Consider the following 21,224-nt stretch of genomic DNA (forward strand, 5'->3'; position numbering starts at 1 on the left):
AGAATTTAAATATTGAAAATATTAGCGCTTACATTTGGACTTTTTTAACCTTGTCTCATTTCACCTGGTGAAGTTTTGAAATATTTCTTGAAGACCCGATAGAAGTAAGAGATATCTTCATAACCAACCATCTGGGCAATACTCTTGATTTGAAACTCCTTACCTTGTAGTAATTTTTTTGCATATTCCATACGACGGCTGACGATAAATTCGGTGATATTACATCCATAAACATTTTTAAATGTTTTACTCAAGTATTCTTTACTTACAAAAAACTTGTTAGCTAAGACCTCTAAAGATATATCGATATCTGCAAAGTTCCGTTCTATATATTCTTTAATTTCCTCCAAGTTTAACTTGCTCTTCCGCTTATTTATATCAATCATATACTCGATATAGCGTTTTCCTAAATCCTGTTGCTTCTTCATAACTCTATCAAGGGAAAGGTCAAATTCACTATTTAGCTCCCCATTATTTTCAAAAACCTCGTGAACATTAAAATTATTTTTTATCATTAGTTCTTCTAAAGTAAGAATAAATTCATGCTCAATCTTTGCAATTACATTGCTGTCAACCCCAGTCACTTTTTTAAATTCATTAAAATAACGGTGAATGACATTTTCAAAGCCGTCAATATTTAATTCTTGCAAAAATGGGGTAATTGTTTTTTTGTATTCCATAATTAAGGCGGAGATATCTTTGCTAGAAAAAGAGATCGGCTTATAAAATTGTGTCTGTGAAGAACTTTTAATTTCGTTGATACACTTTTCTAGCGCTAGATTTAATTCTTCTGCATTGATTGGTTTCAGTAAATATTCATTCACCCTCGAACGGATTGCCTGACGCATAAAATTAAAATCGTCATACCCACTTGCCACTATAAGTTGAACCTGTGGGAAACGGTCTGCCATGATTTGAAGCAGCTCCATACCGTCAACTCCAGGCATCTTCATATCCGTGATGACAATATCAGGAGACCTCTGTTCAATTAATCTTAATCCCTCTTGTCCATCCCCAGCTTCTCCAATTATTTCAATACCATATTGGTCCCATTTTCCAAATTGCTTAATCGTTTCTCTTGTCCATTTTTCATCGTCAACAATTAATATTTTAATCATTAATTACCCTCCATAGTTATCTTAGCGGGAATCCTAATTACCACTATTGTCCCATTTCCGACGGTACTTGAAATATCAAGACCGTAATCCTCACCGAAATACAATCGTATCCTTGCAGCAACGTTTTTAATACCTATACTTCCTTTTGTATTTAAAGAATAAGGAATTCCTTTCATTTGCTCGATAAGGTCAACTAATTTTTCCACAGGAATTCCAACACCATTATCCGTAATGGTAATTTCAATATCGTCAAAAACTTTTTGAACATCAATCGATAGCTTCCATAATCCCTTTTTTTGTTCAAATCCATGATTAAAAACATTCTCTACAATTGGCTGAATCGTTAACATTGGAATCGTGTAACCCTCTGTACCTTCTTCAATATATAAATCAGTCTGTACCTTCCCCTCAAAACGCATGTTCTGAATATATAAATAATTTTTAATATGTTCTATCTCACGGTCAATTAAAACCATGTTTCCTTGCTTTCCTGTTATATAGCGAAACATATCACTCAATGCACTTATAACAGAATAAATCTCCTCGGCTTTATGCGTCACTGCCATTCCGCCTACCAGCTGAAGCGTGTTGTATAAAAAGTGAGGATTGATCTGTGCCTGCAATGCCATAAATTGTGCGTTTCGTGTTTCTATCTCACTTTTGTACTCTTTATTAATTAATTCATTGATTCGGTAAACCATCGATGAAAATCGTTTTTCGAGCAATCCAATTTCATCTATACGCTCTGTTTCAATACTAACATTTAGGTTGTTTTCTCCTACTTCATTCATAGCATGTACTAACTTAATGATCGGCTTTGTCGTTCTTACTGATATAACAATCGATAAAATAACCGTAAGCAGGATCGAAAGAGCACTAATAATTATTCCAACGATAAGCGTTTTCGTGACGCCATTCAAAAGCATGCTTTCAGGAACAACTTTTACAATAGCTACTTTATTGTTGAACGCCTTCTTAAAAAATACATATCCTTTGTTCATTTTTAGATAGGATATATTTTTGTTACTTTCATTCATTTGTTTGATGATTTTTTGAAAATCAACGGAAGTTTTTTTACTTAGATTAGGATTGTAAAGAATATGCCCCTGACGGTCTATCACAAAAACAGAACTTTCCGGTTCTGATTCTAGCATCTCAATAACGCTATCGATTACATTCCAATTCATTTCCAAAGATATTCCACCAACAATTTTTCGATTCTCAAATCTTATGATACTTCTTGTAAGGGAAAAACCTTGATTCGGCAGTTTGCTTTCAAAACTATAATTCGGACGAACCCCTAAATTACTCCAAGCAGTCCCGTTTAGTTGATTAATCTTGGATACTTTAAAATCTGCCTCTTTTAAGGAGTAGACTGTCTGGCTTTCTTTGGCATATATCGAAACAGCATTCACATGTTTATTCCCATAGTAAATAGAAAATAACTTATCCTGGATATAAGCCAGCGTACTAAAATTTAAAGGAATATTTTCATCATTAATCTGACTAATACTTGGTATTAATTTTTCATCTATTAAACTTGCAAACAAAATATTGTCACTTTCTGTTAACTTTTCATCCAAATATTTACCTGCTAAATTGATTCTCGCCTCATTTGAATTTACTACTTCCTTTTCAAAATTACTTTGTGAAACATTTATTGAAAAAATGATCAGAATTAGTAATGGTAAAATCATGACAGAAAGCATTAGGAGCATAAGTTTATAGCGGATATTACTTGCTATTTTACGAAAAAGATTTTGATGTATGTACATCCAAAAAGCATTTAGTGCCTTCATAAATTTCAGCATTCATTTTCTTTCCTTTTCAATAAATTTAAAACTTGTTTTATATGACCAACTTAACTTTCTGAAAGAGGATTGTCAAAAATATTTTAAAACCATCTGTACTAAACAAAAAAAAGACAGAAGGAGCTTCAAACTTAATGCTCCTTCTGTCTTTTTTTAAGCATGTGAGACAATTAATTGGCAATCTCCAGCTATCTCGAATTCCCCAAACCCAACCGGGATGATAAGGTGGGTGCCCTTGTCCAATTGATAGGATTCCCCTTGATGAACAAGTGTGCCTTCGCCCTTTATCACACTCAAAAGCACGTAATGATCCTTCAAATCAAAGGTTGATGTTCCGTTTACATCCCATTTATATACGGAGAAGAAATCAGATTCAACATAGGTGGTAATTGTTGCATTTTCCTTTTTTTTAATTTTAGGAACAGTAACGTTGCCTTGATGTGGAACAGTAGTCACATCAATTGCTTTTTCCAAGTGAAGATCACGTAAATTTCCTTCGGCATCTCTGCGGTCATAATCATAGACGCGGTATGTAGTATCCGAGCTTTGTTGTGTTTCTAATACCAGGGTTCCTTCACACAAAGCATGGATGGTTCCACTAGGGACATAGAAAAAATCGCCTGGTTTGATTTTTACTCTGCGAAGCAGATCTTCCCATCGCCCTTCCTTCGTTTGCTGGATCAATTCTTCTTTTGTCTTGGCGTTATGGCCAAAAATCATGTCCGCATCCTCTTTACAATCAATGATATACCAGCATTCTGTTTTCCCAAGTTCACCGTTTTCATGGATTTTTGCATAGGTATCATCTGGATGAACTTGAACGGATAAATCCATGTTCGCATCCAATATTTTTGTTAATAGAGGGAAAACCTCTTCCGTTGGATGTCCAAAAAGTTCAGGTTGTTCTTTCCAAAGTACGTCCAGAGTTTTTCCAGCAAATGGTCCATTTTCAATCATCGATGGACCGTTTGGATGTGCAGAAATTGCCCAGCATTCCCCTGTTTTATCGTTTGGTATCGAGTAACCAAATTCTTTTTGTAAGGCGGTGCCACCCCAAATTCGTTCTTTAAAAACGGGTTTTAAAAATAATGGCTGCAATATAATTCCCTCCGTAGTTCATATGTCTATTGGAATTTTCCCCTTTCAAATTTATCATAATCATTTTTTTATGGAAAGCTATTAATTTACGGCTGTTTCCTTTAATTATTTCTATTCACAGCATTCATCCAAGGATTGCATTGTTTGAGTAATCATTGGAAATTTTGATAGAATAAACAGACTACATTTTTTAAGGAGAGATCAAATGACAAACAACCAAAAATATATCGGTTATATTGGAACATACACGAAGGGAGACAGTAAAGGAATCTATTCCTTCACACTTGATACTACCGAGGGAAGAATAGCAGATATTAACGAGGCGGCACAGTTAGAAAATCCTACATACCTAACGATCAGTAAGGACAATCGCTATCTATATTCCGTTGCAAAAAAAGGGGAAGAAGGTGGTGTCGTTTCTTTTTCAATAGAGGGTGATGGCACATTAACGGAGCAAAATCGTCAGATGCTTCCAGGCTCATCGCCCTGTCATGTAAGTGTGGACAGCAAAAATCGTTATGCATTCAGTGCAAATTACCATAAAGGATCCGTAGAATCCTACTTAATTAACGAGGAGGATGGTTCGGTTCAACCGGCTGCCTCAATCATTAAACATGAAGGTTCAGGCCCAGATCCAAGACAGGAAAAACCTCATACCCATTATGCCGGAGTCACCCCTGATGAGAATTATCTGGCCGTTGTTGAATTGGGGATTGATGCACTTATCACCTATGCGATCAACAGTGACGGCACACTTACCAAAGCGAATCTGCTTCCTTTAAAAGCTGGAAGCGGACCAAGGCATTTGGTTTTTCATCCGAATGGGAAATTTGCTTATCTCATGACCGAATTTAGTTCAGAGGTCATTGTCTTAACCTATCACCCGGAGAATGGCCATTTTACAGAAAAACAATATATTTCCACACTTCCCGCTGATTTTTCTGAAAATAATCAAGGCAGTGCGATTCATATTTCATCGGACGGAAATTTTGTATATGTGGGCAATCGAGGCCACAACAGCATTGCTGTGTTTCGTGTTGATGTAGAAACTGGAGAGCTTAGCTTTGTTGAGCTCACATCTACTGAAGGAGATTGGCCGAGGGATTTTATGTTCGACCCAACGGAGAAATTCATCGTTGCATCCAATCAGGAGTCCAGTAATCTTGTTTTGTTTGCGAGGGACGAGGAATCGGGAAAATTAACTCTTATTGAGTCTGATATTGTTGTGCCATACCCAGTTTGTATCAAATTCTTACATGTTTAAAATCAAAGCCGGGAAAGCGATGCGCTATCCTGGCTTATTTTATTATAAATTGGAGAACTAGGGCGAAAAAAATTTACAATCCGTGACAATACTAAGGAGGATGTTCTTAAGATAAAGGATGTGTCTTTATGAGTTTCTTTCATAGTCAAGAAACCCTTAGTTCAATTGAGTGGATATTAAGAGCAGTTATCGGATTTTTCTTTTTGCTTATTGTCGCGAAAATCATGGGGCAACGTGCAATTTCCCAATTAAGATTATTGGATTTTGTTATCGCCTTAGTGCTAGGAAACATCATTGCTCATCCATTATCAGATGAAAAACTTGGCATGAAAGGTTCGATGATTACGACCGTTGTATTGGTGGTTTTGTATACAGGAGGATTGTTCATCAGCTTAAAATCGAGTCGCATTGAAAAATTCCTAAACCCCGCCCCATTTCCACTGATAAAAGAGGGCGAAATCAATTACAAGGGACTAAAGAAAGCTAGAATTTCCATTGATCATTTATTAGCTGAGTTAAGAAAAGAAAAAGTTGCGGATATAAAAAAAGTGGCTTTGGCTTTTTGGGAGCCCGATGGGAAAATCTCGATTTTTTTGGACCCAAAATATGAAGCACTGACACCTGCAAATTATCAAAAGAAAATTGAGCCCTTTGATCTTCCTAGGACGATCATAAAAGAGGGAAAGATTGATTTCACTGCGCTGCAACAAATTAGAGTGGAAGAAGGATGGGTTGTTAACCAGCTTAAGACGCTTCATCAGGTAGAAGTAAGTAATGTTTTGCTTGGTACCATTGATTGCCAAAAAAATTTACAGATTTTCCTATATAAATCATAGATTTATCAGATTAACTTAAATGAGAAGCGTAAGAAAAAAGGTTGTCGAACCCTTATATATTTTGACGAACGAAATTTACTTACAATCTAGATTATTACTATTATAATACTAATTATAGGAAGAAGTAATTAGTACGTTGGTAGTATAGCCAAGTGGTAAGGCACAGACCCTGCAAGGTCTGTAACCTCTGGTTCAAATCCAGATACTGCCTTAATAAACCATTAAAGGGACAGGGGAAAATTACCTGTCCCCTTTAATATTAAACAAGCATCATTTACAGATTGTTCTAATGTTAAATCACAACATGGAGTGATGATCTTTCTTAAAAAGTATCGAACCTATTTTTTGTTTTCCCACTATTCAAAATGCGATTTGCAGGAATAGATCTCATTTCCAATTCATTATAGTTACTCTCAGGTTTAAATATAAACACGGGGTTAGAATGTTGTATCATTTGTAAATCCCAACACATACCATCTACTTTGTTATATTGTCCTTGGATAGTCATGATAAGTTTGGTATTGTTTGAAGGTTGAATCTGTAAATTTGTGAAAGTGTTACCACTACATTCATTCGGAATAGTTTCACTGCCTTCTAAAATAATATTTTCAATACAATCTTCCAATGAAATTTTATCAAAACGATTAGCATTTACATACGCAAATCCACTAGCAGGTTTAACTGCTTTCAAATAAATACCTTTCTCAAAAGATACAATTTTTATATCAGTAAAGTTTACAAATGAAATCTCATGCCCACTTCCACCTGAGTACAACCGGATTCCAGTGCCTGATACTGTGCTTGTCCAATTCAAGAGAAGAAGATTATTAAGTGAAGTATTATTCCACGTATTGTAATAGTTATATTTACCATCCAAATAAATAACTTCTTTGGTGTACCCATTATAATCTACCATGATACTAGCATCCCAAAATGAAGCATCCTTTTGTAGTTCAAATCCTCGAACGTTGGCACCAATTACAAATCTAGTCCCATAACTCCCTTGTAGCTTAACACCTTGTTTAATGATTACAGTTCCCGTTATATAATAATCTTTATCTGCAGCAATGACTGTTTTCCTAGCATTTTGGGAAGCAAAATCAATTGCTGCCTGAATCTTCGCCTGCGTCGTAGTACCTGAAAAATCCTCTACATAAACGTTTGGATTTTCTGCCAAATAAAATTCCTCCTTTAATACTATTATAGGTTTCAAATTATTATATTGATTTTAAAAAAATAAGCATGGTTAAATCGCACATGATAAAGAAATTATATAAAGTAATAAAAACAGCCCTAAATTATGAATAAACATAATTTGGGGCTGTTTTTATTACTTAAGGTGGATATGACTTATCCATGTTTTGTTTTGATATTAGGAACTGCTCTGTCACTAATCTTCTTATCATTCATTCCTATAGATATTCTCCCAGCAAAATAGTATCCAAATGGAATTTTATTCAAGACAAATGTGGATGCAATTGACAATAATAAACTAGCAAAGAAATATAATCCTGTTAGCAGTGATGGATGAATTTCAAAAGACAAACGCTTGAAAACTACGTACATAACAGCTAAAAAGACAGGATGTATTAAATAGATGCCGAACGAATACTGGCTAATCCAAACGAAGAATTTAGGTACTTTGGGGATTTTTGTAGCAATATAATATATCAAAAATATCATACTTGTCGTAAAAAAAACCATATCTACTCTTTTGGATGAAATAATCGGTATAATTTTTGTCCCATATAAAAATAAACAAATGGATCCTAATATGAATGGACTGACAATAACCCACTTTGAATATTTATTCAAAAGGTTGATAAATAAGGAAAAGTGTTTACCGCAGTAATAAGCAAGTGAAAAATAAAACACCCAGCCTAAAAAGGGAATCCAATAGAATTTTTCCCATATGTATACCCCAATTTCTGTTGGATACGGTTTAACAAAGTTGAAAAAACCTAAATAGACCATATTGATCAAAAATGCGCTCCCCATAACTACTGACGGTTTCCATTTTTGCAAATGTTTATTGAAAAAATAATGAAGTAAGTAAAATTGAAAGATAACCAAGATAAAATAGCCATGGAAATCCCCTAATAAAAGATGTCGCCAGAAAAATTGTCCAAAAGAAATCAACAAACTAGTTCCTGTACTTAAGGATTGTTCAAAGGCTTTTAATACGGCAAAAAATGTCCCAAACAATACATAGGGAACCATTACATACTTTAGCCTTTTAGCCCAAAAGTTTGAAGGTAGTTCATTTGGGTAGGAACGTGATAAAATGAATTCTGAAATAAAAATAAAGGTGGGCGTACCAAAAGTTAATAAAACTCTTATTAAATTGACTGTATTACTTTCATCAGCATATGCTCTTGCAAGTGAATGAAGAAGTAATATACTTAAACAAGATATACTTCTCATTAAGAAAATTTCATTTATCAATTTTTTCTGCAAAATGCCCTCTCCCTTTCAAGGAAAAAATATTTAATAGCACTTTCATTATTCATAAAAGAACACTTCTACATATTGGTATAATTTCCTTTTAGCGGCATTTCCATGAACCCCAAAGGTATTACCAATTATTTTGACATATTCACTAATTGTGATACCAATGTTGTGCTTATTCATCCACCATACCTTTGGATCATAGGAAGTATCACTAGAAACATAGATTAGCTCATTATTGCTACTCTTATAAACTTTATTGAAATTATATTTTACCCTCCTCATATGGAAATCAGATGAGACTAAGATTGCAGAACGGTAATTATACTTTTTCATTATTTTCTGTACATAAACTGCGCTTTCATATGTGCTATCTGCCTTATCCTCTAATACTAAAGAATTCCTTGGTAGAAGTGAAACAGCCTTTCCCCATAGATTGTCTGCCAATCCATTTGATACAATTAATTTTCTTGCATACCCTAACTTATAAAGCTCAATTCCTTTTTCGAGACGCCCTTCTCCTCCACTCAATACAACAATCACATCAACTTTTTTTGGCTCTTCGTTAATCACTAAAAATCTTCCTGCGAAAAATAAGAAAAGAATAAATACAAGTATCACTAAAAAATAAAGTGTATTTGGAAAACTTGGTTTTTTGTTGATAGTAGACAGCGTACCTTTGCCTCTATTTTGTGGAGACATAATCTTTGACCGGGACATTTTTATCTCCTGTAAAAATTTTTTTTATCTACCCTTTCATCGCATAAGGAGTTCTTTAGCATAAAGTTTCATCTTTAAACAGTTGCGTGTTCAATAAGATTATAAATTTCTCCATAGGAATGTCTTCTATCAAATTTTTCTTCTGCTAATCTCCTTGCATTTTCCCCATATGCCGCACGTAAACCTTTATTATTATAAAGCTGTTCAATTAGGGCGGCTAATTTGACAGGATCCCCTGGATTGTAGTTATAGCCAATATTTTCGACCGTCACCATGTCCATAAATTCCTTATTTAGGCTGCTATTTAATACTGGTAAACCTGCTGATAAAAAATCTCCAATTTTGTTCGTAATACTTTGTTGAGCACCTTTACTGATTGCATTCGCTGCAATATCTGAACTTACTAAATAAGGAATCATTTCCTCATATTTTAAGTGACCCATAAAATTCACAGGTGCCCCCAGCTGATTGGCCAGCTTTTCAAATTTTGGTTGTAATGGTCCGGACCCGAATACTTTAAAGACAATATTGGGTATCCCTTTATTTTTTAGAATTGAAACTGCACGAATCACTGTCTCCAGGTCATAACTATAGCTGATAGTTCCGATATAGGTAATCCAAAATTCATTAGGATCTTCCTTTACTTGCTTTTCCTTATAGGAATCAAAAACGCCTAGGTCTGTTCCGATATATATAGGTAAATAACTTCTGGCATTTATATTGACTTTATTTACTCGCTGTACATAACTCTTTGAAACACCTACAACATAATCTGCTAAACTATAAATTTTATTGGCATAGACTGTAAGCGGATATAATATGACATCAACCAATACCTCTGGTAGAGGGATAGCATTCTTGATTGCTTCTGGCCATACGTCCTGAATATCCATCACAAAAGGTATCTGATACTGCTTAGCATACCTACCAACAATAAAAGCAGCATCCATCATTGGATAGGCACAATAAATCACATCGGGTTTTTGCTTAATGTTTTTTAAAAAAAGCGCAAGTTGTTTCGAGAAATGTCTATGGCTTTGAATTCGATCAATACCAATATTCTTTTTGTACCCTAGTTCATCTATCATGACAATTTTATACGTAAGACTCCTATTGATTTTTTCTAATTTAGTTTTATCTCGAAAGTTTTTATCACTGTGCTTAAAATTACTCGTAAGTAAAGTGACCTTATGACCCTTGCTGCTTAATTTTTCTGCAATATAAGTAAATCTATTAAATCCTTTTTCCCCTGGAAGTATTGTAAAGGGAGCGACTAAAAGAATTTCTCTATTATTTGTTAACATCCTTCCACTCTCCATCCGACATCTGGTTAGCATAACTTTTTTAGACAACTACTTTCATAGTTTCTTTAGATTGATTGGTTATAAACAACAGTATTTCCTTTAGTGACCTTCTATCTAGATAGTAATAATTCTCAAGTAGATTTGAAATTTTCGTAACATCTAAAGTCACTGATTTACCAACAAAGATTTTTGGATGTACCTGATAGTCCTGTACTTCATTTTTGTTTAGAATTTCTTCAAATAGTTTCTCCCCTGGTCTTATTCCAGAATAAGTAATTTCTATCTCATCTTCTAAATAGCCGGATAAGCGAATTAAATTTTTAGCTAAATCAACGATTTTAACTGGCTCTCCCATATCAAGCACAAAAATCTCCCCACCTTGTGCTAGTGCTCCAGCCTGTAAAACGAGTCTAGATGCTTCAGGAATGGTCATAAAATATCTTGTCATTTGAGGGTCGGTTACTGTTACAGGACCGCCTTTCAAGATTTGATCCTTAAACAAGGGAATAACACTCCCCCTGCTTCCCAACACATTACCAAATCGAACTGCAACAAATCTCGTATTGCTTTTTCGATCCAACTCTTGAACAATCATCTCAGCTATTCTCTTGGTAGCCCCCATCACACTTGTTGGGTTTACTGCCTTATCAGTAGATATCATGACAAAAGTCTCAACACCATTTTCCCCTGCTGCTTCTGCTACATTTTTTGTACCAATCACATTATTCTTAATGGCTTCTTCTGGATTTCTTTCCATTAATGGAACATGTTTATGTGCTGCTGCATGGAATACCACCCTTGGCTTATATTCATTCATAATAGCGAAAATTTTATCACGGTCAGTAATATCTGCAATTTCAGTAACAATTTCAATTTTATTACTTAAAGAGGATTTCAACTCCATCTCAATTGTATATATACTATTCTCTCCATGGCCAAGCAGGATAAGTTTTGAGGGTGAAAACTGAGAGACTTGACGGCAAATTTCGGAGCCAATCGATCCACCAGCACCGGTTACAAGCACAACGCTGTTAGTAATATATTTTGCAATCGATTGTGTATCTAATTCAACCGGCTCCCTGCCCAAAAGATCACCAGGTTCTACATTGCGTATTTCATTAACAGAGACCTTACCAGTAACTAAATCTTCAAACATTGGCATCATTTGTGTATTAATCTTGGTTTTGGTGCATTCCACATAAATATCGTGCAACTCCTTTTTATTAAGGGACGGAATTGCAATAACGATATTTTCAATCATTAGATCTTTGACCGCATCATCAAGTTTGTTTAAGCTTCCATGTACTGGTATTCCTAAAATTTCAAGGTGTTGCTTTTGTTTATCGTCATCAATAAATGCGACAGGAATTAGTTCACCGTTACTTTGCTTTAATTGTCTTGCTACAAACATGCCAGCAGATCCAGCTCCAATAATCAGCGTTCTCTTCTTAACTTTATTGTTTCCTTCCAAGTGCTTATCTTTATAAATCCGCCAAGAAAACCGAGACCCGCCAATTAAAAACAAATGCATCATCCATGTCGTTGTTAATATTCGAAAATAAACTTGCTGACCAATAATATATTGAATAATAGCTGCAGTGATCACTGAAAAGGTTACGGCTTTTAGAACGGTTACCATCTCATCAACACTTGCATACTCCCAAGCACTTTTATACAACTTATATTTATAAGCGAATATATGATGACTTAAAAGTAAGGTTGTTGATACAAGAGCCAATGGCATAGTGGGGACTACACATCCTGAAAACAAAAGAAAACTACATATATAAACGGATGTGAACACTATTAAGGAATCAACAACCAATAAAGAAACCAACCGTTTATGAAAACTCATGATTAGACATTCCTTTCCGATTCTTTTCAAAAGGTTTATATTCAGCTAACTTTTTCGATGAATATAAACAGAGGTGCAAAAGTTAGATTTCTGCAATTTCACAAAGAATTATATGTTCTTATTAACGAACAAACGTAAAATAGAAATTCTCTAAATTACTAGAAAAAACCTTTTTTTCAAAGGGATTTTTTCCTACTAACTCGGGAGCTGGATGGAAATATAATTTTTCCTCCTATGATGAGTGATAAAAGATTCAATTGTTTGAATAACCCTTGTTTGCTCTTCTTCCGTCATGTTTGTCCCTGAAGGTAAACAAATTCCTCTTTCAAATAAACGGTCAGAGACGCTCAAGTGGTTGGAATGAGGATAGTATTTAAATTGACTTAATAATGGTTGTAAATGCATTGGTTTCCAAATTGGTCTCGCTTCAATATTTTCTTTTTCTAGTGCCTGAATTAACTCAAGTGGAGAAAACAATGGTTGTTCTGAATCTATAAATAGAGTGGTTAGCCAGCGATTATGACGTGTCCCTTGATATTCCGGCATAAAAACAAACTCCTTAAAATGACTTAATTCACGAACATATCTGTGAAAAATAGCTTGTTTTTGTTCCACTCTTTCCTCAATAGCCGCTAGTTGAGCAATTCCGATTCCCGCCAAGATATTACTCATCCGATAATTGTAGCCCAACTCACTGTGCTGATAATATGGTCTGTTGTCTCTTGCTTGCGTAGAGAGAAACTTCCCTTTTACAAGTGCCTCTTGGTCATTTGAAACCAACATTCCCCCACCCGAGGTAGTAATAATTTTGTTTCCGTTGAAGGAATACACACCAAATTTCCCAACCGTTCCACTTTTTCTCCCTTTGTAGATAGCACCAAGTGATTCGGCAGCATCTTCAATAATAGGAACCTGATAAAAATTACAAATTTCTACTATTTCATCCATTTTCGCATTCTGCCCATAGAGATGGACGACTATTACTGCTTTGGGCAGGCTTCCTTCTTCTTCCGCATCTAAGAATGCTTTTTTCAAAGCTTTAGGCGACATATTCCATGTATCAAATTCTGAATCAATAAATACAGGTTCAGCTTGTTGATAAAGAATTGGATTTGCACTCGCCACGAAGGTAAGTGTGGAACAAAAAACTTTATCACCAGTTTTCACATCAAGTATTCTTAACGCCAGATGGATGGCTGCCGTACCCGAACTTACTGCTAAAGCACCTTTGGCTCCAACATATTGAGATATATCCTGTTCAAACCTGTCAACATTAGGACCTAAAGGAGCAATCCAATTTGTTTTAAAGGAAAAATCAATGTATTTTTGCTCATTGCCGGTCATATGTGGTGACGAAAGATAGATCCTCTTGTTATTACTCACCATAAACTCACATCCACTCCTAAATGAAGTAATTTCTATTAGACTATATAAAAGCTAAGGTTATTGTTTACTAAGAAGATTTTGTATAGCCAAATCCGGATGTCTGTACAAAGGAAAATAACTTTCAGCCATAGGCAGGCTATTAACAAGTTCTTGATAAATGTCCTCATTACGGATTTTTTTTCCAATGTAAAAAGGCAAATCCCCATATTTATTAAAACGCTTTTTAAAACGATATAATGTATCGTTATCTCCAGCGTATCCTCCACCTAAATGTAATACTTTCTTTCCTTTAAGCTTTGCCCATTCAACTACATAATGAATTAAAGAATTATTAGGTGAGTACTTTAGGTATTCTTCATCCGAACCTAATAAGTGATAATGGATGAAATCACCATAGTGCATAAAAAAGCAAGACATTACGACTTTATCGTCCATCATGACTTCGATTAGTTCCAAATGGTCCCGTAAAAGTTCAGCATTATTCTCAAAAAACTCTCTCTGAAAATAGTAATACTCATATGCATTTTTCTTATCCATTGTTTTATAATATAGTTCCAAAAAGTTTTCTAATTCGCTTGGAGAGCGATGCACCATCGTAAAATATTCATTGGCTTTCGCCTTCCGTAGTCTATTTCTGTTTTTCTTATCATAATTAGCCCATATTTCTTCTAACTCCAAAGATAAATCAACGTAAATAGTATGACGGTTTAATGTAGCCTCAATATCCTTATAATCCAAGTCATTCCGAATTAATGGATGAAATCTAACAAACTCGGAAATAATATTCTTTTGAAAACAAAAGGAACTAAATGAATCCTCAAATTGGCTATATAATTGTTTTTTTATGGATTTGTCCTTCGTATTAGTAATTGGGCCTCCATAACCGTATGGAGTTGTTATATCATATAAATCCCCATATTTTCTTCTGACGTCATCTGAATAGGATAAGTCATTAAGCCCTCTTAATAAAAACGGGTAATAGACAAAATTCTCTCCGTTTTCATATATAAAGAGATGCGCTTTCCCCTCCCCATTTCTCTCATAAATTTCTAGATATTCCGGTGTAAAATATACATCTTTACTTTCTGTCTTTTCTAAAAATTTGTGCCAAAACTCTTTTTCACTTAAATCAAATGTTTTATAAACCACCTTAAGTCCCCCCATTAATTCCTTTTAAAAGAGTTCAATTCGACCCATTTTCACGATAACCAATCGAAAATAGATGTCGTTTTTATCATATTTACCTAGCTAATCTCTATATTCATCCTGTTGCTTTTACACGCCAATGTGAACTCGGAGTGGTTGTAGAATACTTCACCGGTCAATAAAAGTATTTTCCGTTTTGGGTCAAGCTGTAAGAGGCAGCTTAGTAGATCATGATCATTCAAGGCATTAGAATCTGTTAATCGATAGAATTGATTTTTAATTTTACCAATTTGATAAACTCCCTCTCTAGTTGAACATGTAAACATAGAAAAATCATATGCATCATGCTGGGCTTCAGCATTAGGATAATTCTCTATATAACATTCGTAAGTGGAGTGAGAACGTGCTGAAGCAAGCTGTCCCCCAACATACCAGTATGTAGAATCATTTCTAACAAAGCCGATTTTTTCATACCAACTGATAGCTTCCTCGTTATGATTAAAAACATCTAAGGACATCTTATATTTCCCATATTCATCCAATAGATGGTATCCGTGTTTTACTAAAAGCGATTTTCCAATGCCAGATCTTTGATATTCTGGGAAAACATAAATATTATTTAAAAAAAGATCCTCTTCAAAAATACGCCATTCTGTATAGCCGGCTAAACGGTCATCAACAAATGCCCCAAAAAGTTTCACACGACGATTTTTCTCGGGAACCGCTAGCAAGTTTTTTATATATGCCACATAACCTTCTGAACTAAAAATAGTGAGTGGAAAAATGTCCTTATTCATTCCGGACTTAATCAGCTTGGGAATAAGATGAGCATCTTTAATTTGTAAAGGTTCAATCCGTATATTCATTAGTTTTATTCCACCTCTTGAAGACTAAGCTTTCATCCGTCGTTCCACATCAAAATCTAACATTTGTTGATCAGGTACATTAGCAATCCCGTCACGTTTTAAAGTTTTACTGATTGTCTTGAAAATAATCCTCAAGTCCAAGCCGAAAGACATGTTTTCTACGTATTTAACATCTAATCCCAATCTGCTGTTCCAATCTAACTGGTTCCTGCCCTCCACTTGTGCATACCCTGTAATTCCCGGCCTTACAGAATGCCGTTTTCTTTCTTCTAGAGAATAGTAAGGCAAGTATCGAACTAAAAGTGGACGAGGCCCAACCAAGCTCATGTCACCCTTCACCACATTTAGTAATTGTGGTAACTCATCCAGACTTAAGCGTCTTATCATAAGCCCGACTTTTGTTAATCGAATCGAATCCGGTAAGTCATTTCCAGTTTCATCCTTTTCATTTGTCATTGTTCTAAACTTAAATAAAGTAAAAATCTGCTCATGATATCCAACTCGCTTTTGTTTAAAAAGAATCGGGGAACCTAATTTCACTCTAACGACAATTGCAACACCAAGCATAATTGGGCTGAAGAGACACAATAGAAGTAAACCCACAAAAATATCAAACAATCTTTTCATTATTACCCCCCAGTCCCATTCAATATAATAGTATTATTATGTTCTTAAAAACGAACAATTTGTGTAAAGAATTGCTTATCCTGGGATAAAAACATTACTATGATGTTTTAGAATGTTTCTTAAAAGCGTGTAATGAATAATTTACAAAATACCATAAAGCGGTAGCGAAATTGATCTTCTGAACCTTTCTATACGTATTCCATGTTTTCTGAGCGGATTTTAGTTTGTTACTTGAGAGTGAATGTACACATTTTCTATAAATTGCCAACTCCTCATTCAATCCATAAGCGTGGATTCCTTTTGAGAGAATGGAAAGCCAAAGCCCAAAATCTTCAGAACAATCCCTATATAATGGCATTTGTACTATCCCTACTTTTCTTTTATCCAACAAAACAGTTAAAGTTCCGATCATAGTATTTTTCAATAGACTTTTATACTCTAGCTTAGGGAGAGCCCGAAATACGACATCAGTTTTATCACCGTTTTCATTCATAATCCTGTAATCAGTATAAGAAAAAGCAAGATCATTTTTTTCCATAAACACTACCTGCCGCTCTAATTTTTGAGGTAGCCAAAGGTCATCACTATCTAGAAAGGCAAGATAGTTTCCCTTTGCAGCAGCAATTGCTCTATTTCGTGCATTGGCAGGTCCGCTATTTTCTTTAAGTTCAAATAACTTGATTCTAGAATCATGAACCATTTCTTGCTTTACAATATCAACCGTGTTATCTAACGAGCAATCATCTACAATAATCATTTCCCAGTTTGTAAAGGTTTGCGCTTTAACTGAATGAATGGTTTCAGTAATAAATTTTGAAGCGTTATAAGTTGGAGTGATAATTGAAACAGCCGCTTCTGTTGAGTATTCCATTTTTTTACCCCACTCTCTCCACTTTGTATACTTTGAAACGACTCTTCAGACCTCAAAAAGTAAGACTTTCTAATGATTAATTACCTTGTTTTGTTCAAGATTTTTTAGTAATTTCTGGTTGAGAATATTATCCTCTTTTACCCCTTGAGCTTGCTCACGTTGAAGAACAACTCTGATCGTTTGCAATAGGATTTTCAAATCCAACCAAAACGAATAATTGCGAACATATAGTAAGTCAAAACGTAATTTATCATCTACAGGAGTGGTGTAGTTTCCTAACACTTGTGCTAAACCTGTTATTCCTGGCTTCACGGTTAATCGATAAGTATATTCAGGGAGTTTTTGTTTAAATTGATTAATGAAATATTCTCGTTCTGGTCTTGGTCCTACTAAGCTCATTTCCCCCTTTAGTACATTTAATAATTGTGGAAGCTCATCCAAACGAACAGCCCTTATGAACCTTCCAATTAAAGTAATTCTGGGATCTCTATCTGTGGCTAATACTGGTCCCGTTCTCTTTTCTGCATCTTGAATCATACTTCTAAACTTATAAATCCAATATGGATTTCCATTTAGTCCTATACGTTCCTGTTTATAAAGAGCAGGTCCTTTAGAGGTGAGTGGGATTAATAAAAATAAAATTAATAAAAAAGGGCTAGCGATTACTATAACAATTGACGATACAATCACATCAAACATCCGTTTAAAAATTTTTTGACTTACGCTTAAAATTGGAGATTTTATCGAAATGACGAGCATATCATCTATTTGCTGTGTACCGGCACCCAGTATCGACAATTCAAATAATTGTGGTACCACCAATATTTCTTTTCCGTAATTGATACATAAGCCCACAATTTCCTCTTTATCCTCCCTGCTAATAGTGGGGCTTAGTAGGAAAAGATCTCCCTTTTTTACGTAGTCATGGATAAAACCTTTTTTTGCTAAGGGAATAAATCCCGATATTTCGAACCACCCTTTATTATGATTTAAGAATTTGTCAGCTAAATACAATCCTGTTTTTGAATCTTCACCGATAATATAGACTTTCTTTTTACCGAATATTTTTTTGTTTAAATACCAAATACATACCCGCGTACAGATTAATAGAATCGTTTGAATAAGGAATGCTTCAAAAATAAAGCTTTGCTGGAAGGATAGATAATGTGTCCATAGTGATACCATTGAGATGAAACCTGAGAAGACAACCATCGATAATATAATTGAATATACTAAATGCTGAATACTTTTTCTGCGCCAATCTGCGTATAGTCCATAAAGATAAAAAACAATAATTGAGGAAACCGAAAGTACAATTAACCAAAAGTAATCGATGTTCACCCCCTTACTAGGGATTGAAAATAAATTCGAGAACCAATTCGTCATGAAAAATCCTACAGATACTAACGTGATATCAACGAAAGCCAGAATAAATTTTACATAAGTCCCTCTATAGTCTTCATTCATTTCATTTCTCCTTCCTAGGAAGTTTATTGAATATTATAGATAATTGACTTTTTTTAATTTAGATTAGTTACATTTCCAGTACTCCTGTAAAGTATTACTAACCATTTGATCTAGAGAAAAATCCTCTTCTACTTTCCTACGGGCATTTACAATACATTGATTCAGAACCTGTTCTTCAGATTCTATAAATAAAATTTTCTTACAGAAGTCATCTACTGAATGATTATTTATGAGAAAACCCGTTTTATTTTCAATAATAGCTTCCTTAATTCCACCTCGATTAATGGATATGATAGGGGTACCAACTGCCATAGCTTCTAAAATAACCATTGGAAATACTTCTCTATAGGACGTTAAAAGTAAGAGATTCATACTTTTAATAAATTCCTCAGGATTATGAACGATACCCACCATCTTTACCTTATGAGAAAGATTTTGTGAGCGAATTAAGTTGTTTAATTTTTGGTATTCTGGACCATCTCCTGCAATATAAAACATGAGATTCGGAATGTCTCGAAGCTTGTTTGCAATATTAATAAATAGCTCATGATTTTTTTCTTCTGATAATCTTGCTAATATACCAACATTGAAAAATTCCCCTTTTTCTTTTCCATGGAAAACAAACTGTTTTAAATCAACGCCATTGTAAACTGTTGTAATTTTGTTAGGCTTTATTCCGGCCTTCACAAGGTTAAATTTTTCAAAGTCACTTACTGTGATGATTCTTTCTACATATTTATTTAATAAATATGAGAACAAAAATCGACTTTTCTCCTCAAGAACAGTTACATTATGCTTGGTATAAACAATCTTGAAGTTTTTTTTAGTCAACTTTTTAATAAATATACAATACAGAACCATCCTCAAACTATTCGCGTGAATTAGGTCTATTTGTTTATCAATCAATATCTCTTTCAGCTTTTTTATGTTAAGCACATGCTTAGTTCTACTTATTTCACTAAAGTTATTTTTATGTTTGATTTTCTCGTACAGCTCTCCTGAACCGGCAGCAAAGTGAAAATTTATGTTAGGGTCCTGTAATTGATTCTCCAATTTACAAAAATACATTTCTGCTCCGCCAAAAATCAGCTTATCCGTAATGACTAAAATGTTCATGCTTTGCATCACCTCCTTTAAAACTTTAATTCAACTTTATTCTTTGTTTATGGGAAGTTAAGACAGGGAGAGGGTCTGTCTTCTTCGCTTCAGTTCGTAATACCTGCTTCTCATTATGCAAATAGGTAGATAATATCGCTAAATACAAAAAAAATATATCGTTAATAATCACCGAAAGGAAACCCATTTGAAGTATAAACCCGATAAATGTAAAGAATAGATAGGGTTTATTTTTATGTGTTCTACTTTGTATTAATTGAACAAACACTAAAATGATAAATAAGCAAAAGCAGGAAATTCCTAATAAACCGGATTCTGATAATATCTCTAAAAATGTATTATGAACTTGAAGTGTATCTCCAAATTGAAATGAATTGTAAGCAGGAAAGTTAAATGCTCCAATTCCAACATATTTGTGTGAAGCAAAAAAATCCCAGGCCCTTCCCCACAATTCTAACCTCCCGCTTCCACCATCCGAGGACATGTCTTCAATTCTCGATTCTAAAATCCCATATATATCGAATTTCAAATGAACGATTGCAATATACAAACTAACCGATAAAGCAGCTACGATACCAACTAGCAATTTTAATCGTTTTAATGGATTATCATTCAAAATATAAATAAAGAAGATAAAAGCCATTATTAAAAGCCCGCCTCTTGAAAAAGTCAATAAATTCGTAATAATACAAAGGGTTAAACCAATTTTGTTTTTTAAAGAATTAGAATTGCATAAGTAATAACAAAAAAATAAAGTATTATACAGAACAAAAAAGTTAGGATCCTGTACCAACCCGATTAATCGGGGGTAATCCCGATCTAACATGACTCCGAATTCATATATTCTGTCGCCCTCGAAAATAAAGCCCACACTTTTTAATCCGATAAAATAGAGGACTAGGCTAGCTAAATTAAAAAAAAGTCCTACATCTGAAATCGCCCTTTCGACCACCAAATTTTTTGATCTTGCAATAATGGATTTAATAATAAAATAACAAGAAATATATAGAACTATCCCTATGAAAATTCTAATACTGGAGGCTGGATATAATGAAAATGCTCCAGTAAAGCTATACATCAAATAAAATAACAACATCGCTACTTCAAACAAGTGAAGCCTATAGAAGTAAAATGAGCCGATATGGATGAATAAATATAAAATAGAGAAGACCAAATACGGTTTTATGGCAAACCCAACATAAATATAGTAATTTGCAAGAGTTACCAGTAAAAAGAGAAAGAAGATTGTGAAGCTATATTTTTGAGAACTTGGAGCTATATTATCGTCCAT

Annotated in this window: 18 protein-coding genes and 1 tRNA gene; 3 read left to right on the forward strand and 16 right to left on the reverse strand. The window is 34.3% G+C overall.

What is annotated here, in order from left to right; translation table 11 throughout:
• Positions 1-44 precede the first annotated feature (44 nt).
• The 3 genes from CCK98_RS26930 to manA form a co-directional block, all read right to left on the reverse strand.
• Positions 45-1,118 (reverse strand): response regulator, encoded by a 1,074-nt coding sequence (locus CCK98_RS26930; protein ID WP_088089395.1) that lies wholly within the window; start codon positions 1,116-1,118, stop codon positions 45-47.
• On the reverse strand, positions 1,118-2,929 hold the full coding sequence (locus tag CCK98_RS26935) for a sensor histidine kinase (RefSeq protein WP_088089396.1): 1,812 nt from the start codon (positions 2,927-2,929) through the stop codon (positions 1,118-1,120). The genes CCK98_RS26930 and CCK98_RS26935 overlap by 1 nt, the downstream gene beginning before the upstream one ends.
• A 153-nt stretch (positions 2,930-3,082) precedes the next feature.
• A complete protein-coding gene (manA, locus tag CCK98_RS26940) occupies positions 3,083-4,030 on the reverse strand; it encodes a mannose-6-phosphate isomerase, class I (protein ID WP_179196040.1) in 948 nt (315 codons plus the stop codon).
• A gap of 202 nt (positions 4,031-4,232) precedes the next feature.
• On the opposite strand from manA, the gene CCK98_RS26945 reads away from it, so the two are divergent.
• The 3 genes from CCK98_RS26945 (at position 4,233) to CCK98_RS26955 (ending at position 6,338) form a co-directional block, all read left to right on the forward strand.
• Positions 4,233-5,291: a lactonase family protein gene (locus CCK98_RS26945; protein WP_088089398.1), complete on the forward strand. Its 1,059-nt coding sequence runs from the start codon at positions 4,233-4,235 to the stop codon at positions 5,289-5,291.
• Between the two features lie 128 nt (positions 5,292-5,419).
• Entirely contained in the window at positions 5,420-6,127 is a 708-nt protein-coding gene (locus CCK98_RS26950) for a DUF421 domain-containing protein (RefSeq protein WP_088089399.1), read from the forward strand.
• A 138-nt stretch (positions 6,128-6,265) separates the two neighbouring features.
• A tRNA-Cys gene (locus CCK98_RS26955) sits at positions 6,266-6,338 on the forward strand.
• 111 nt (positions 6,339-6,449) lie between these two features.
• Here the strand turns inward: CCK98_RS26955 and CCK98_RS26960 are convergent.
• The 13 genes from CCK98_RS26960 to CCK98_RS27020 all read right to left on the reverse strand — a co-directional run bounded on the left by CCK98_RS26960 (position 6,450) and on the right by CCK98_RS27020 (position 21,224).
• Complete coding sequence (locus CCK98_RS26960; RefSeq protein ID WP_088089400.1) at positions 6,450-7,304, reverse strand: hypothetical protein; 855 nt, start codon at positions 7,302-7,304, stop codon at positions 6,450-6,452.
• Positions 7,305-7,477: 173 nt separating this feature from the next.
• Entirely contained in the window at positions 7,478-8,584 is a 1,107-nt protein-coding gene (locus CCK98_RS26965; protein ID WP_088089401.1) for an acyltransferase family protein, read from the reverse strand.
• Between the two features lie 45 nt (positions 8,585-8,629).
• Positions 8,630-9,148 carry a YdcF family protein gene (locus tag CCK98_RS26970; RefSeq protein WP_179195937.1) on the reverse strand — a complete coding sequence of 173 codons (519 nt, stop codon included), beginning with the start codon at positions 9,146-9,148 and terminating at the stop codon, positions 8,630-8,632.
• A 221-nt stretch (positions 9,149-9,369) separates the two neighbouring features.
• Entirely contained in the window at positions 9,370-10,599 is a 1,230-nt protein-coding gene (locus CCK98_RS26975) for a glycosyltransferase family 4 protein (RefSeq protein WP_179195938.1), read from the reverse strand.
• A 40-nt stretch (positions 10,600-10,639) separates the two neighbouring features.
• Positions 10,640-12,454 carry a nucleoside-diphosphate sugar epimerase/dehydratase gene (locus CCK98_RS26980; RefSeq protein WP_088089403.1) on the reverse strand — a complete coding sequence of 605 codons (1,815 nt, stop codon included), beginning with the start codon at positions 12,452-12,454 and terminating at the stop codon, positions 10,640-10,642.
• A gap of 195 nt (positions 12,455-12,649) precedes the next feature.
• Positions 12,650-13,840, reverse strand: coding sequence for an aminotransferase class I/II-fold pyridoxal phosphate-dependent enzyme (locus CCK98_RS26985; RefSeq protein WP_088089404.1), 1,191 nt, complete (start codon positions 13,838-13,840; stop codon positions 12,650-12,652).
• 57 nt (positions 13,841-13,897) lie between these two features.
• Positions 13,898-14,989: a GNAT family N-acetyltransferase gene (locus CCK98_RS26990; RefSeq protein ID WP_179195939.1), complete on the reverse strand. Its 1,092-nt coding sequence runs from the start codon at positions 14,987-14,989 to the stop codon at positions 13,898-13,900.
• 95 nt (positions 14,990-15,084) lie between these two features.
• On the reverse strand, positions 15,085-15,852 hold the full coding sequence (locus CCK98_RS26995; RefSeq protein ID WP_088089406.1) for a GNAT family N-acetyltransferase: 768 nt from the start codon (positions 15,850-15,852) through the stop codon (positions 15,085-15,087).
• A gap of 24 nt (positions 15,853-15,876) precedes the next feature.
• Positions 15,877-16,479: a sugar transferase gene (locus CCK98_RS27000; RefSeq protein WP_088089407.1), complete on the reverse strand. Its 603-nt coding sequence runs from the start codon at positions 16,477-16,479 to the stop codon at positions 15,877-15,879.
• A 97-nt stretch (positions 16,480-16,576) separates the two neighbouring features.
• Positions 16,577-17,350, reverse strand: a complete 774-nt coding sequence (locus tag CCK98_RS27005; RefSeq protein ID WP_088089408.1) for a glycosyltransferase family 2 protein — start codon at positions 17,348-17,350, stop codon at positions 16,577-16,579.
• A gap of 69 nt (positions 17,351-17,419) precedes the next feature.
• Positions 17,420-18,817: a sugar transferase gene (locus CCK98_RS27010; RefSeq protein WP_088089409.1), complete on the reverse strand. Its 1,398-nt coding sequence runs from the start codon at positions 18,815-18,817 to the stop codon at positions 17,420-17,422.
• 63 nt (positions 18,818-18,880) lie between these two features.
• Positions 18,881-19,933, reverse strand: a complete 1,053-nt coding sequence (locus CCK98_RS27015; RefSeq protein WP_088089410.1) for a glycosyltransferase family 4 protein — start codon at positions 19,931-19,933, stop codon at positions 18,881-18,883.
• A 25-nt stretch (positions 19,934-19,958) separates the two neighbouring features.
• The gene (locus tag CCK98_RS27020; protein ID WP_088089411.1) at positions 19,959-21,224 is read right to left on the reverse strand and encodes an O-antigen ligase family protein; all 1,266 of its coding nucleotides are present in this window, start codon (positions 21,222-21,224) and stop codon (positions 19,959-19,961) included.

Origin of the sequence: Bacillus sp. OV166 (assembly GCF_900177675.1) — a bacterium.
Taxonomy (GTDB): Bacteria; Bacillota; Bacilli; order Bacillales; family Cytobacillaceae; genus Neobacillus.